This window comes from Kitasatospora sp. NPDC086801, from assembly GCF_044745805.1.
Lineage (GTDB): Bacteria > Actinomycetota > Actinomycetes > Streptomycetales > Streptomycetaceae > Kitasatospora.
This window is the reverse complement of record NZ_JBIVAX010000013.1, coordinates 109,943-123,695: the sequence shown is the minus strand read 5'-3', so window position 1 is coordinate 123,695 and position 13,753 is coordinate 109,943. Positions and strand designations below refer to the sequence as shown.

At 74.0% G+C, this 13,753-nt stretch carries 9 protein-coding genes; 3 read left to right on the top strand and 6 right to left on the bottom strand.

Annotation, left to right across the window (positions count from 1 at the left end; genetic code table 11):
• Positions 1 to 14: 14 nt before the first annotated feature.
• The 6 genes from ACIPLC_RS17255 to ACIPLC_RS17230 all read right to left on the bottom strand — a co-directional run bounded on the left by ACIPLC_RS17255 (position 15) and on the right by ACIPLC_RS17230 (position 9,165).
• Positions 15 to 1,400 (bottom strand): hypothetical protein, encoded by a 1,386-nt coding sequence (locus tag ACIPLC_RS17255; RefSeq protein ID WP_400473812.1) that lies wholly within the window; start codon positions 1,398 to 1,400, stop codon positions 15 to 17.
• Between the two features lie 150 nt (positions 1,401 to 1,550).
• Positions 1,551 to 2,780: a pyridoxal-phosphate dependent enzyme gene (locus ACIPLC_RS17250; protein ID WP_400473811.1), complete on the bottom strand. Its 1,230-nt coding sequence runs from the start codon at positions 2,778 to 2,780 to the stop codon at positions 1,551 to 1,553.
• An 86-nt stretch (positions 2,781 to 2,866) separates the two neighbouring features.
• Positions 2,867 to 3,421 (bottom strand): YceI family protein, encoded by a 555-nt coding sequence (locus ACIPLC_RS17245; RefSeq protein ID WP_400473810.1) that lies wholly within the window; start codon positions 3,419 to 3,421, stop codon positions 2,867 to 2,869.
• 277 nt (positions 3,422 to 3,698) lie between these two features.
• Positions 3,699 to 6,503, bottom strand: coding sequence for a penicillin acylase family protein (locus tag ACIPLC_RS17240; protein WP_400473809.1), 2,805 nt, complete (start codon positions 6,501 to 6,503; stop codon positions 3,699 to 3,701).
• Positions 6,504 to 6,624: 121 nt separating this feature from the next.
• Positions 6,625 to 7,503, bottom strand: a complete 879-nt coding sequence (locus ACIPLC_RS17235; protein ID WP_400473808.1) for an N-acetylglucosamine kinase — start codon at positions 7,501 to 7,503, stop codon at positions 6,625 to 6,627.
• Between the two features lie 147 nt (positions 7,504 to 7,650).
• Positions 7,651 to 9,165 carry an FAD-dependent monooxygenase gene (locus ACIPLC_RS17230; RefSeq protein ID WP_363624696.1) on the bottom strand — a complete coding sequence of 505 codons (1,515 nt, stop codon included), beginning with the start codon at positions 9,163 to 9,165 and terminating at the stop codon, positions 7,651 to 7,653.
• Between the two features lie 55 nt (positions 9,166 to 9,220).
• Here ACIPLC_RS17230 and ACIPLC_RS17225 point away from each other — a divergent pair, with 55 nt between their 5' ends.
• From ACIPLC_RS17225 to ACIPLC_RS17215, 3 genes are all read left to right on the top strand, one after another.
• A complete protein-coding gene (locus ACIPLC_RS17225) occupies positions 9,221 to 9,859 on the top strand; it encodes a TetR/AcrR family transcriptional regulator C-terminal domain-containing protein (protein ID WP_363624698.1) in 639 nt (212 codons plus the stop codon).
• An 852-nt stretch (positions 9,860 to 10,711) separates the two neighbouring features.
• Positions 10,712 to 12,148 carry an AmmeMemoRadiSam system radical SAM enzyme gene (amrS, locus tag ACIPLC_RS17220; protein WP_400473807.1) on the top strand — a complete coding sequence of 479 codons (1,437 nt, stop codon included), beginning with the start codon at positions 10,712 to 10,714 and terminating at the stop codon, positions 12,146 to 12,148.
• Positions 12,149 to 12,183: 35 nt separating this feature from the next.
• Positions 12,184 to 13,689, top strand: coding sequence for a radical SAM/SPASM domain-containing protein (locus tag ACIPLC_RS17215; protein ID WP_363624701.1), 1,506 nt, complete (start codon positions 12,184 to 12,186; stop codon positions 13,687 to 13,689).
• The last annotated feature ends 64 nt before the right edge of the window (positions 13,690 to 13,753 follow it).

The following is a 13,753-nucleotide window of genomic DNA, read 5'->3' as shown; positions in this document are numbered from 1 at the left end:
GTTGCGCGCGCAGGTCAGTTCAGGGTGAACCAGGTGGAGCGGGACTTCTTCCACTCCGGCTGGGCGAGGTCCTTGGCGGCGGTGCCGTCGCCGTACAGGTCGGCGGAGCCGTCGTCGGTGATCAGCTGGGCCCGGGCGCCGGGGGCGTCCAGGTTCGGCACGTCCGGGACGGCCTCCCAGGCGCCGGCGTCGCTGGTCGGCAGGTCGACCAGCTTGACCGGCTGGGAGCCCGGCTGGCCGTTCCAGCGGTAGAGGGCGTACGGGGCGGAGTTGTCCTCGGCGGACCAGGAGCCGGCCACGATCAGGTACTGGCCCAGGTCGTTGCGGCGCAGGTCGCGGATGGAGAGCCCGCCGAGGTCCAGCTCGACCGGCTCGCCGAAGGTCGCGTGCGAGGCGGAACCGTCCAGCAGCGACGGGAGGTTGGTGACCGGGACGAGCAGCGCGCGGCCACCGGTGACCGCCGGGGTCAGCGGCGCGCGGAAGCCGATGTACGCGGTGCTGGTGCTGCCCGGGGCGAACTCCAGCCCCTCGACGTTGAATCCGTCGATCTGCTTGGGCGCCTGCCCGTCCGCCGCGCCCGCCGCGAAGCCGTAGCGGTCGCCGTGGGCGCCGTCCCACGCGATCAGGTCGTCGCGCAGGCCGTGGTACGAACCGGCCAGGGACAGCTGGGTGTTGGCGCCCGAGCCGGTGACCTTGGTGGTGAACACGGTGTGCCGGTCCGGCTTGACCTTGCCGTCCTTGTTGTTGCCGAGCGAGCCCGTCCAGTAGATCGTGTCGCCGACCCGGGTCGCGGCCTCGATGTCGATCTCCTTGGAGACGCCGAGCGCGGAGCTGAAGTCCCAGGTGCGGACCGGCGCGCCGGAGGCGTTGCGGTCGTACAGCCGCAGCACGTTGGACTCGTCGTCGCCGACCAGGATGTAGCCGCCGCCCGCGTCCACCGCGGCCGAGGCGTCGCTGGATCCGGTCAGGTAGCGGCTGGCGGCCGAGAACTGGACGGCGGGGGAGGCCGCGTAGTGCAGGGTGCGGGTGGCGGTCTTGCCGCCCAGGCCGGTCACCTTGATGGTGAGGTCGGTGTAGCCGACGCCCTGCGCGGCGACCGCCAGGGAGCGGGTGCCGCCGCTGCCGGTCACCGCCACGTCGCCGGTCCGCGCGACGGCGCTGCGGGTGCTGGCCGAGGCGGCGACGGTCAGTGCCGAGGCCGCGGCCCCGCTCTGCGCCACCGTCACGGACACCGTCGGGTCGCCGGTGGCGCCGACCGCGCCGGACAGGTAGCCGGCCGAGAAGGTGATCGTCGGAGTGCCGTACGAGGCCGCGGCGGCCGGCACGACCGGCAGGGCGAGCACGGGCAGCGCCGCGACGGCGACGGCCAGCGGCAGCAGACGGCGGGGGGAACGGGACACGGTGGCAGCCCTTCGACGCAACGGGGGAGGAGCGGGGGCGGTGCGGATCCGGACCAGCCTGGGCGGCCGCGGCGAACACCAACCCTACGTCGGCGGACCGGGCGGCGAACAGCAGGCCTCCAACGCCGGGCGTGAGTCGGGGGAGCCCCGTTAGCCGCGGATTCCGGCCGCGTGCAGCCGGCGGCGGACCTCGTCCCACTCCGGGGTGACCGGCGCGGTCGAGCGCGCGCCGACGCCCCGGTCCTTGAAGCCGCTGGACGTCGACACGCAGACCACCGGCCCGTCCGCCCGGTCCGCGCCGCCGAGGCTGCGCAGGCCGGCGAGCCCGGCCGCCGCGGACAGCTCCGTCCAGAGCCCGGACCGGGCCAGCTCGCCCTGGGCCGCGGCGAGTTGGCCGTCGTCCAGGGTCAGCACCCGGCCGCCGCTCTCGCGCACAGCGACCACGCCCCGGTAGCCGCTGACCGGCGAGCCGATCGAGTAGGCCTCGCTCGCCCCCACGGTCACCCGGGCCGCCGGAAGGCCCTCGCGGACGGCCCGGGCGAGCGGCGCGCCGGCCGCGGACTCGCAGGCGATGATCCGCGGCACGCGCTCGGCCAGGCCGAGCCGGTGCAGTTCGCTGAAGCCCTTCCAGACGCCGAAGAGGAGCTCCCCGTAGCCGGTGGGCACGAACACCTCGGCCGGCACGCCGATGTCCCGGAAGATCTCGTACGCGACGGTCTTGTAGCCCTCGGGGCCGTACGCGTGGCCGGTGTGGGTGGCGGTCAGGTTGCTGACCGGGTGCAGGCCCAGTCGGTCCACGACCTGCCGCAGCAGCGGCCAGCGGGCCTCCCACGGCACCGGCAGCACCACGGCGCCGTAGGCGTTGAGGAACGCGTCGACGGCCGGCGGCAGGTCGGGCCCGGTGAACACCACGCAGCGCAGCCCGGCCCGGGCGGCGTAGGCGGCGGCGGACGCGCCGTGGTTGCCGGAGGAGGCCACCGCGATCCCGGGCGCGCCGACGCCCACGGCGGCGCTGGTGGTGCAGCGGTTCAGCCGGTCCTTGTGGCTCCAGGTCGGGTTACGGGCCTCGTCCTTGACGTACACCCCGGGCTCCAGCTCGACCAGCGGCGTGCCGCCCTCGCCCAGGCCCGGCGCGAGCAGCGGCGGCAGCAGGGGCGCCCACCGCTCCAGCCCGCCGCGCGGCGCCCCGGTGTCCGCTCCCGGGGCGAACAGGGCGGCCGCGTCGGCCTTCTCGTAGGCGTAGTCGACCTCGACGGGGTAGGCGACGTCCTCGGTGCCGGTGCGGGGGCAGCCCGCGGTGAGCGGGGGCCACAGCGGGTAGTCGAGGGTGGGATCGCCCAGGGAGCGCTGACCGGTTGCGAGGGTGTCGTCTGTCGCCATGTCAGGAGCCTAACCGGACCTCCGCCGCCCGGTCCGGCGGATTTCCGGGCTCCTGCGGGGCGGCCGGTTCCGGCCCTGCCGGGGCGCTACTGGGCCTGGCGGACGGCCGAGACGTCGAACTCCAGGACGACCTTGTCGCCGACCAGGACGCCGCCGCCCTCCAGGGCCGCGTTCCAGGTCACGCCGAAGTCCTTGCGGCTGATCGTCACCGAGCCCTCCAGGCCCACCCGCAGGTTGCCGTAGGGGTCGACGGCGTTGCCCGTGTACTCGACGTCGATGGTGACCGGGCGGGTGACGTCCTTGACGGTGAGGTCGCCGGTGACGCGGAACTCGCCGTCCCCGTTCGGCTCGATCGCCGTCGTGGCGAAGGTGATGGTCGGGAAGTTCGGCACGTCCAGGAAGTCGTTGGTGCGCAGGTGCTGGTCGCGCTGCTCGACGCCGGTGTCGATGCTCTCGGTCCGGATCGTCACCCGGGCGGTGGAGCGGCCCGGGTCGGCGCCGTCCAGGTGGGCGCTGCCCTCGAAGGCGGTGAACGAGCCGCGGACCTTGGTCACCATGGCGTGGCGCGCCACGAAGCCGATCCGGGTGTGGGCGGGATCGAGGACGTAGTCCCCGGTGAGCTCGGGCAGGGTGGCGGTCATGGTCGGCATACCTCCTGGGGCCTCTATGGGGCCTCGCTGGGGAATCTCGGGGTTCGCTGACCTCGGCGGGGGTGCGCCCGGGTCGCCCTCGGACCACGCTAGGGGCTGCGTGCCGTCCCCGCCCGTCGGGCCTGGGCGCTTGTCTTCCACGCGGGTGCCGCCGTGCCGTGCCGCCGTGTCGTGCCGGCGGATCTGGCCGGCGGGTCCGGCCGGCGCCGGCGCCGCCGGTGCCTCCCGTCCAGGGCGGACGGGAGGCACCGGCGGGCGTGCGCGCGGTTCAGCGGTGGCTCGGGAACTGCACCACCTGCTGGTAGGTCGGGCGGTTCTGCCAGGTGGTCTTGTCGTCCGTGACACCGCCGAGCGGGCGCTGGATGATCGTGTCGGCGCACCACTGGTCGCCGGCGGAGCAGTCCGTGTCGCCCGGGTAGACCTGGGCCGGGGTCTGGGCGGCCGCCCGCTTCAGGGTGTCCAGCAGGACGCCCCGGCAGGCCGCCAGGTCGCCCCCGCCGCAGTACGGGCGGGCCAGCGGGCCGGCCACCTGGTCGCCCAGGACGGACCGCAGGTCCTTGTCCAGGTAGCTCCACCAGCCGTACTGGAAGGCCGAACCCTTGTGCGGGATCGCCTCGTTGGCGCTCACCGGGCCGCCGCTGCCGGGCCCGGTCTGCCCGCCGGAGGGCGACTCGTTGATCTGCAGGGCGCCGGTCAGGGCCGTGAACAGCTGGTCCCCGAGGCCGGGCCGCATGACGCCCTCCGCGACCAGCGGCCACCAGGCGTCCATGACGCGGATCGCGGCGGCGTCCGCGTAGCCGTGGCTGCCGGGCGACGTCTCCTTCCGCTGGGCGCCGTCGGCCAGCCAGGCCTCCAACTGCTGCAGGGCGGCGGTGGCGGCCGGATCGGTGACGGGGGCGCTGCGCAGCACCCGGATCAGGTCCGGCAGGACGTCCTCGGCGCGCAGGTCGGCCAGGGCGGCGCCCTCCATGGCCTGGGTGAGCGAGACCCGGCTCGCCCTGCCGCCGCCCCGCAGCAGCGCCTTGACCCGGTCGTCGAGCAGATTGCCGCGGTGCACCGAGCCGTTGCCGAACCCGGCCGAGGTGAAGCCGTCGGCCTGTTTGTTGTTCCAGGAGATGTAGTAGTCCTGGTTGACGGACTGCGGGTGCTCGGCCGCCGGGGTGTACCGGGCGGTGTTGGTGGCGGGGTCGAAGTCGGCCCATTCGTAGGCCGGTTCGGCGCGCAGCGGCAGGCCGGCGTCGACCCCGGGGGCGCGGACGGGGTTGCTGCCGGAGTTGTAGTACGCGATGTCGCGGGAGTCGGCGTAGAACCAGTTGAAGGTGTAGTTGATGTCCTGCGCGGCCTGCTGGAAGCCCGCCGCGTCGTGCACCGCACCGGGGTCGTTGAGCTCCTGGAAGCCGATGATGGAGTCCGCCTCGTGCCGGTAGGTGGAGCGCAGCGAGGTGAAGGCCACGGGTGCGCCGCCGACCGTGCCGCGGGCGGTGACCAGGCCGTACCTGGAGCGGTACATCACCAGGGTGTAGGAGCCGGCGGCGGTGGAGTCGGCGGTGGTCGGGTTCCAGGTGTTCTTGCGTTCCAGCCGGTCGAAGGGGACGCACTGGCCGTGCCAGAGGTAGGAGTTGGCGGCGGTGGTGGCAGGGGAGCCGTCGGTGGTGCAGAGCGGGACGGCGTAGGTGTCGGTGATGTCCTGCCCGGCGGAGGTGGCGCTCCAGGCGTAGTCCTGGCCGCGGCCGAGCTGCACGTAGAAGCTCAGGCCGGCGAAGGCCGCGCCGCGTGCGCTGATGCCGGGGCCCTGGATCTCCTCCAGCATCAGCAGCTGGGGGGCGAAGTAGCCGGTCTGCGGGCCGAACACGGCGGCCGGGTGGCCGTCGTCGGTGTGGGCGCCGGAGACCAGCAGGGCGTTGGACATGCCGTGCTTGGCGGTGAGCAGGTTGCCGGGCAGCACGCCCGGGGCGGCGGTCTTCGCGAGGCCGGAGCCCGTGCCGGTGGCGTCGTAGATCATCCGCTCGGGCACCACCGAGCCGGGGTCGGGCAGCGCCTCGCCCTGCGGGGCGTCGGGGACCGGGGCGTAGGGGAAGCGCTGGCCGTCGTGCAGGGTCTGGACGGCCTCCGGGTCGTCGGCCTCGCGCAGCGACTTCCAGACCGCGTCCCCGGCGTCCTTGCCGTAGCGGGCCTCGGCGGCCGACTTGACCTGGGCGGAGGCGAGTTCACCGCCGCCGCCGGAGCCGAACAGGGCGCCGACCACGGAGGCCAGGGCGACCAGGTCGGTCAGTTTGAACGGCTCGATCGACCCGGCGTTGGTGATCGGGTCGATGTGCCCGGTCAGGTCGTACTCGCCGGGGAAGGTGCGGGCGTTGTAGGACTCCTGGGCGTACTGGTTGATGCCGTCGAGGTAGGCGTTCGCGTCGGCGAGGGCCTGGGCGGCCCGGCCGCCGCGGGCCGCCAGGGCGTCGATCTGCTGCTGCAGTTCCGCCTCGGTGTACGGCGCGGCCTGCCAGAAGCTCTGCTCCAGCTGGCGGTTGGCGGCGGCGCCGCCGGCGAAGCCGGACAACTGGCCGCGGCCCACGTGCCGGAACAGGTCCATCACCCACAGCCGGTCCTGGGCGGCGGCGTAGCCCGCGCCGTACTCGGTGCCGTAGCGGGTGGTGCCGGTGATGTGCGGGACGCCGGTGGCCTTGTCGCGGACGATGGTGACGTCGGCGCGCGGGCTGATGGTGCTGGCCACCTGGTCGGCGGGGACGCCGAAGGAGGCGTCGTTGAAGAAGTCGCGCAGCTTGGCCTCGGTCAGGCCCGGGTAGCCGGAGGCGAGGGCCGCGTACGGGCCGAGCTGGTCGTCGGTGTGGGCGGGGCGGCTGCCGAACATCCGGTTGAGCAGGATCTCGGCGAGCGTGGCGTTGCCGTTCTCGCCGGGCGGCAGGATGTCCCGGCAGTGGCCGCCGCAGTAGTCGGCCGCGGTGGCGGTCGGGGCGGCGGGGGCGGCGGCGGTGGGGGTGGTGGTCAGGGCGGCGGTGACGAGCAGGGCCGACGCGACGGCGGCGGCCGGGAAGCGCAGGGAGTGGGGGCGTAGGCGCAAGGGGAGCTCCTCCGTCGAAGCCACGGGAGCTCGACGGTAGGGGTGCTACTGGCCAGTTGGCTAGTGGCGTGCATGCCATTTCCGGTGGGGCGCGGCCGAGTTGGTGATCCGTCGGGACGGCCTACCGCCCGGCGGCGAGGCGGGCGGCGAGGTGGGCGGCGGCGGTGGCGGGGTCGGTGCGGGGGAGGCGGGGGTGGAGGTCGGCGAGGAGGTGGCGGAGGCGGTGGTGGATCGGACCGGGGGTGGTGGCCACCGCGCCGGTGAGGACCAGGGGTTCGGTGGGGGCGGCGGTGGCGCGGGCGAGGGCGGCCAGGTGGTCGGCGGCGGTGTCGGTGATGGTGCGGGCGGCGGGGTCGCCCCGCTCGGCGAGCCGGGAGACCAGCGGGGCGAGGGTGGCGAGCCGGCGGGGCGGGCCGGCGTAGGCCCAGCGGAGCAGGTCGTCGGGGGAGTCGGCGGCGCACCGGGCGCGGACGGCGGTGCCGAGGGGGCCGGCCGGGTCGGCGTGGGCGTGGCGGAGGGCCTCGCGGCCGAGCCAGAAGCCGCCGCCCTCGTCGCCGAGCAGCCAGCCGAGTCCGCCGCCGCGCGCGAGCGTGCGGACACCGGCGAGCCGGACGCAGATCGCGCCCGTGCCCGCGATCAGGACGGTGCCGTGGCCGTCGGTGACGCCGCCGGAGGCCAGGGCCGGGACGGTGTCGGGGACGAGCCGCACCGGGTGGCGCAGGCCGAGGGCGGCCCGGCAGCGCTCGGCGAACGCGTCCGGGTCCGGTAGGGAGCGGTACCCGGCGAGGCCGATCAGGCAGGACGCGATTCGGCCCCGGTCCCGCCCGTCGAGGGCGGCCGCGACCGCCGCCGCCAGCCGGCCGAGCGCCGGCTCTGGGCCCGCTCCGGCGGGGTTGGCACCGGGGCTCTCACCGCGGCCCCGGACGGCGCCCGCGGCGTCCAGGAGGACGGCGCGGGTGCGGCTGCCGCCGGCGTCGACGCCGAGGTGGAGGGTGGTCATCGGGCGGCTCCGGTGCGGGCTCGGCGGGTGGCCGGGGCGGTGGTGAGCGGCATCAGGTCGGCAGCCGGCGGGGCGCCGCGGACCTGCCCGAGCGGCTGCCGCCGGCCCTCGGGGCTCCGGAGGGGGCGCCCGTGGGCCGACCGGTCCTCAGCGTAGAGGGATCGCGGCGGAAGGGTGGGCGGTCGTCGCCGTGACGGCCGCGTGCGCGGCCGTGACCAGTGCGGGGAGGTGCTGCTCCTCGGTGAGCCAGGCCAGGTGCCCGTCGGGCCGGACCAGGGCGGCGGTGACGCCGCGCCAGGCGGGCCGCGACGCGGCGAGCGGCGCGCTGTGCACCGTCACGCCCGGGCTGGTGGCGTGGGCGAGGGCGGCGAACTCGGCGCCGGCCCGGCCGGTGAGGTCGAGCAGGACGTGGCGGCCCGGGCGCAGCAGCGTGAACAGGCCGGTGCCGTCCGCGGGCCCGGCGAGCCTCAGGTCGGGCGCCCGGGAGCCGGTCAGCGGGTGCGCCCCGTCGGCGGGGTCGGCCGGGTAGGCGGTCGCGAGGCCGGCCGCGCGGCCGGCCAGTTCGTCCGAGAACTCGTCGACGCCGGTGATGAGTTCGGCGAGCAGGCCGCGCAGGGCCAGTGTCGTCCGCGAGTGGTCGGTCATCAGCCCGGACTGGGCGTGGGTGGAGCGCAGCAGCTCCACGCCGACCGGGTGGCGCTCGGCGTGGTAGCTGTCGAGCAGGCCGTCGGGGGCGGCGCCGGTGATGGTGCGGGCGAGTTTCCAGCCGAGGTTGGCGGCGTCCTGCATGCCGACGTTGAGTCCGGGCCCGCCGGCCGGGAAGTGCGAGTGCGCGGCGTCGCCCGCCACCAGGACCCGCCCGTGCCGGTACCGGTCGGCCTGGCGGGAGGCGTTGCCGAAGGTGGAGATCCAGCCGGCCTCGCGCATCCCGAAGTCCGTCCCGGTGATCCCGCGGACCTTGGCGCGCAGCTGCTCGAAGGTCAGCGGGCCGGGCTTGGTGTGGACGGTCGCCGTGTCGTTGCCGACCACCCGGTGCACCCCGCCGGGCAGCGGGAAGACCATCACGGTGCCCTGCTCGTTGGAGACGGAGCGCCAGCGCGGTGGCGCGTCGAGCACGGCGTCCGCCATCCAGGCCCAGGCGGTGGCCGGGGTGCCGGGGAAGCCGATGCCCGCCGCCTCGCGCACGGTGCTGCGGGTGCCGTCGCAGCCGACCAGGTAGGCGGTGCGCAGCCGGTGGGGGCCGTCCGGGCCGTGGACGTGGACGGTGACCGCGTCGTCGCCTTGGTCCAGTCCGGTGACGCGGTGTCCGCGCAGCAGCCGGGCGCCGGTCGAGCGGAGGTGTTCGGCCAGCAGTGCCTCGGTGCGCACCTGGGGGAGTGCGAGCGTGAACGGGTACGGCGTGTCCAGCCGGCTGAAGTCCAACCGGGGCGGCAGTGCGGCGAAGTGCCCGCCGGGGATCCGGACGCCCTCGGCGAGGAAGGGCTCCACCAGGCCGCGGCAGGCCAGCAGTTCCAGGGTGCGCGGGTGCACGGTGGTGGCCCGCGAGTGCGGGTCGGGTTCGGTACGGCTCTCCAGCACGGTGACCTCGATGCCCTGCAGCCGGAGTTCGGCGGCGAGCCAGAGCCCGACCGGGCCCCCGCCGGCGATGACGACCTGTTCCATGACTCATCCCTCTCTTGGTCAGTGACCAATGACTTGGCTCCAGTAGACTAGGTCAGTGACCAAGAAGCAAGCCCCGGACGCCCCCCGGACCCGACTCGACTCCGACACGGTGGTCCGCGCCGCCCTCGACCTGCTGGACGACAAGGGCGCCGCCGCCGTCTCCGTGCGCGGCGTCGCCGAACGGCTCGGCGTCCGGATGAACACCGTGCTCTGGCACGCCAAGACCAAGGGCCGCCTGCTGGAACTCATGGCGGACGCGATCGTCGGTGAGATCCCGCTCGACGACCTGCCCGCGCCCTGGTGCGAACGGGCCCGAGAGCTCGCCCACCGCTACCGCCGGTGCCTGCTGGCCCACCGTGACGGCGCGGTCATCGTCGCCGGCACCTACGCCGCCGAGCCCGGCACCCTGCGCTTCACCGACGCCATGATCGCCGCGCTCCTCGACGGCGGACTGGACGAGCGCCACGCGTCCTGGGTGTTCTGGACCATCCAGTACCTGACCCTCGGCCTGGCCCAGGAGGAGCAGGCCCTGGCCGCCCAGGACGGCGTGCACACCCTCGGCCCGGCCCTCGCCGGTGGCGACTACCCGGCGCTCGCCCGGGTCGCCCCGCACCTGGAGGACGCCGCCTTCACCGAGCGCTTCGAGTTCGGCCTCTCCCGGATCCTCTCCCCGTCCGGCCCCACCGCCCCCTGAATTCCCGGCAGCCGCCCCTCGTTGCCCCGGCCGCTCCACACGCCCCCCCTCGGGACCGCCTTTACCGGTGCTCGGCGAGCGGCGGGTGGGGCGGCCGATCGGCCCTGTGGCGGCAGGTATTCCACCGACCGGCGGCGATTTTCGGCCCTCCTCCCGCACCGGGCGATCCCGGCCGCGCCGCCCCGCCGGATGGGCCCCCGCCGTTCCCCGGCCCGGGAACCCGCTGGGCAGGCGCGAGATCACCGCTTGTGAGGCTTGCCTAACCTGCTCCCCGCCGCGACCGGAGGGCGCTGTCCGCTTCGGGGTGTTGGCCGGATCGGGCGGCACGCGGACTTCTTGACAGGCGGGAGCCCGTACGCCGAAGCTCATCGCAGTTGGCGAATTTCTCACCGAACTCCCGCTCCGCTTCGGCCTCTTCACGAGGCGTTTTTCTCAGCAGTGGCTTCGTCATGAGGGAAAGTGAGATCCGCTTGACGTTCGTGACCGCGGAAACCCGCGCGGAACCGGCCCGCCCGGTGAAAGCGAGACACCGGGACAGTGGCGTTCCGGACCACGGGCGGATGTACGGGCGGGCCGATGTCGAATTCCACACCACAGTGCGGGAATTCGGGTTTCCCGACTGCGCCGTCCCGGCGCGCCCCGTCCTGGCGTGCCCCGCGCACGTGACCGCACCTCCTCCGGCGACGGCCTGATCCGGAGGGCCCCGCCCGGTGCGGACGACCGCGCCGGGCCGCCCGCCCCTGCCCGTCCGGGACCTACCCGTCCGGCCCCGACCCGTCGCCGCCGTACCACCACCGCCGCACCACCGCCTCCGTACCACCGTGTCCGTACCACCGCACGGAAGGAACAGCCATGTCGCAGAACACCTGGGACAAGGAACCGCGCCCCGCCAGGCTGGAGGAACGCCTGGACGACGGCGTGGTCCGATGTCATCTCAGCCCCCGGAACTGCCGGATCCGCCCCGGCCAGCACGGATTCTGCATGGTCCGGGCCAACCGGGACGGCCGCCTGGTGACCCTGAACTACGGGCGCTCGGTCCACGCCACCGAGGAGACCATCGAGACCGAGGCGGTGTTCCACTACGCGCCCGGCGCCCGGATCCTCTCGATGGGGAACGTCGGCTGCATGCTCAACTGCGACTACTGCCACAACTGGAAGACGTCGCAGGCGCGCCACGTGGAGGACAAGGACGTCTACCACTACACGCCCGAGGAGGTCGTGGACATCGCCGTCCGGCACGGCGTGAAGGTGATCTCCTGGACCTACAACGACCCGGTGGTGTGGCACGAGTTCGTGGTGGAGACGGCCGCCCTCGCCAAGGCGGCGGGAATCGTCAACCTCTACAAGTCCGCGTTCTTCATCAGCGGCGAGGCGATCGAGGAACTGATCCCGGTGATCGACATCTTCTCGGTGTCGATCAAGTCCCTGGACCCGAAGTACTACCGGAAGATCACCAAGGGCTGGCTGGAGCCGGTCCTGGAGGGCACCGAGCAGGTGTTCCGGGCCGGGAAGCACGTCGAGGTCTCCACGCTGATGGTCACCGACCTCAGCGACGACGAGGCGACCGCCCGGGACATGGCGAGGTTCGTCGGCGAGCGGCTCAGCCCGGACGTGCCCACGCACTTCGTGCGCTTCCACCCGGACTACAAGATGACCAACACCATCCGCACCCCCGTCGACCGGCTGGAACGGGCCCGCAAGGTCGCCATGGACATGGGGCTCAACCACGTCTACCTGGGGAACGTGTACGACACGGAGTCGACCAACACCTGGTGCCACCGGTGCGGGCAGCTCCAGATCACCCGCTACGGCCTGAACGCCGACCTGGTCGGCCTGGACGCGGCCGGCGCCTGCGTCGGCTGCGGGGCCCGCTCGCCGATCGTCCTGCTGCCCGACGCCCGCCCGCGCACCCGGGTGCCGGAACTCCCCGCCGCCGAGCACCTGGACCTGGCGCGCTTCGACTGGCACGGCGACGTCCGCGCCCTGCACGTCCAGGTGCGCAACACCTCCGCCGCGCCGGTGCGGGCCTACCACCGCCGCTACGGCGACCCGGCCGCGGACCAGGGCTGGCAGGTCATCGAGCTGGCCCCGCAGGAGAGTTTCCGGTACATCGCGGCCAAGAGCACGGCGGGCGAGGTCGGCGTCCAGGTGGCCGTACCGCCGCAGTGCACCTCCAGCCTCCACCAGGTCTTCGACCGTGCGCACTTCCCGACCGTGGAGGCCTCCGCCGGAACGCTGAACGAGGACGTCTCGCCGCTGCCGCTCTTCCAGCCCCGCGCCAGGTCATGACCGGGCCCGCGAGCGCGACGGAGCAGGCGGGTCCGATGCGGCACGGGACCGACTACCGCGTCCTGCCGTTCAGCGACGACCTGTCGGCCGTCCTCATCACCGGGAGCCACCGGCTGCTGCTCGCCCCGGCGGACACCGCCGAGCGGCTGGCCTCCGGCGTCGACCACCTGCGGCTGGACGAGCGGCGGGCGTGGGAGCGGTTGCAGGCCGGCGCCGCCACCGGCCGGGAGGCCAACCGCATCCGGCTCCGGGAGAGCGCGCTGTCCGACGGCGCCGACTTCGCGGTCAACGTCAACCTGACGAACGTGTGCAACCTCGCCTGCACGTACTGCTTCGCCGAGGGCGGGGACTACGGCCGGATCACCGAGGCGATGGGCGAGCACTCGATCGCCTGGATCTTCGACTTCATCCACCGTTACGCCGCGCCCGGGCAGCGGGTCCGCTTCGAGTTCTTCGGCGGGGAGCCGCTGGCGAACTTCACGGTGATCCGCAAGATCTGCGAACGCGCCCGCGACCTCGCCGGGCGCTCGGGCACCGAGTTCGTCCACCGGATCTCGACCAACCTCACCCTGATGCCCCAGGGCGTCGAGGAGCTGTTCCGCGACCACCGGTTCATCGTCTCGGTCTCGATCGACGGCGGCCGCGAGGTCCAGGACGCCAACCGCCCGTCCAAGAACGGGAAGGGCTCCTACGACCGGATCATCCGCAACCTGTTCCGGCTGCGCGAGGCGTGCGGCGACGACGTCACCCTGGTGGCCCGGATGACCATCGCGACGGCGCAGCCCAGCCTCACCGAGAGCGTGCTCGACCTGTGGGGGCTCGACCTCTTCGACTACTTCCAGATCTATCCGGGCGTCTACCCGGTGGAGCAGGGCACGACGGTGCCGATCGCCCTCACGCTGGGGGACCGGAAGCTGTCCGAGCCGAAGGGGATCCAGTACATCAACCACTTCCTCCAGCCCGGCATCGTCGAGCAGTTCAAGGACTTCCTGGTCCACTACCCGCGGCTGTTCGCCCCCGACAACCGGTTCAAGGGCGTCCTGGAGTACGAGCGGGCCGTGCAGATGGTCACCGAGGGCGCGGCGGCGCTGGCGTTCTGCTCGGGCGGCCGGACGTACTACACGCACTCCCCGGACGGCAGCGTCAGCCCCTGCCACCGCCTGGTCGGCGACCAGGGCTTCGACGTGGGCACCGGGGCCGAGGGCCTCACCCGGGACCACCCCGAGTGGCGGCGCACCGTCGACGAGCACCGGGTGTGCGGGTCCTGCTGGGCCCGCTACCTGTGCGGCGGGGGCTGCCGGCAGGAGAACCACGTGGCCTCGGGCGACGTGAACGTCCTCAACACCGAGTCCTGCCAGTACCAGTTGATGCTCGCGGAGGAGGTCGTCAAGATGCTGGCCCGCTCCGCCGCCGACTACCGCGAGCGGTCGCGGGCGCGCTACGACGACCTCTTCGTCTCGTGCGGGCGCCCGGTGGTCCCCAACGACCGGCCGGACCTCGACGCGGACGCCGACGTCCGTCCGTTCCAGGTCCTCTGCTGACGGCCTCCGCCCCCGGACCCGTCCACCACCACGCCAGGCCGGCCCCGACGAAGGAGCGACAGCA

Bases quoted from the DNA above. Each gene is read 5' to 3' on its own strand.
- ACIPLC_RS17250 (WP_400473811.1), bottom strand. From the start codon at position 2,780: ATGGCGACAGACGACACCCTCGCAACCGGTCAGCGCTCCCTGGGCGAT.
- ACIPLC_RS17245 (WP_400473810.1), bottom strand. From the start codon at position 3,421: ATGACCGCCACCCTGCCCGAGCTCACCGGGGACTACGTCCTCGATCCC.
- ACIPLC_RS17235 (WP_400473808.1), bottom strand. From the start codon at position 7,503: ATGACCACCCTCCACCTCGGCGTCGACGCCGGCGGCAGCCGCACCCGC.
- ACIPLC_RS17230 (WP_363624696.1), bottom strand. From the start codon at position 9,165: ATGGAACAGGTCGTCATCGCCGGCGGGGGCCCGGTCGGGCTCTGGCTC.
- amrS (WP_400473807.1), top strand. From the start codon at position 10,712: ATGTCGCAGAACACCTGGGACAAGGAACCGCGCCCCGCCAGGCTGGAG.
- ACIPLC_RS17215 (WP_363624701.1), top strand. From the start codon at position 12,184: ATGCGGCACGGGACCGACTACCGCGTCCTGCCGTTCAGCGACGACCTG.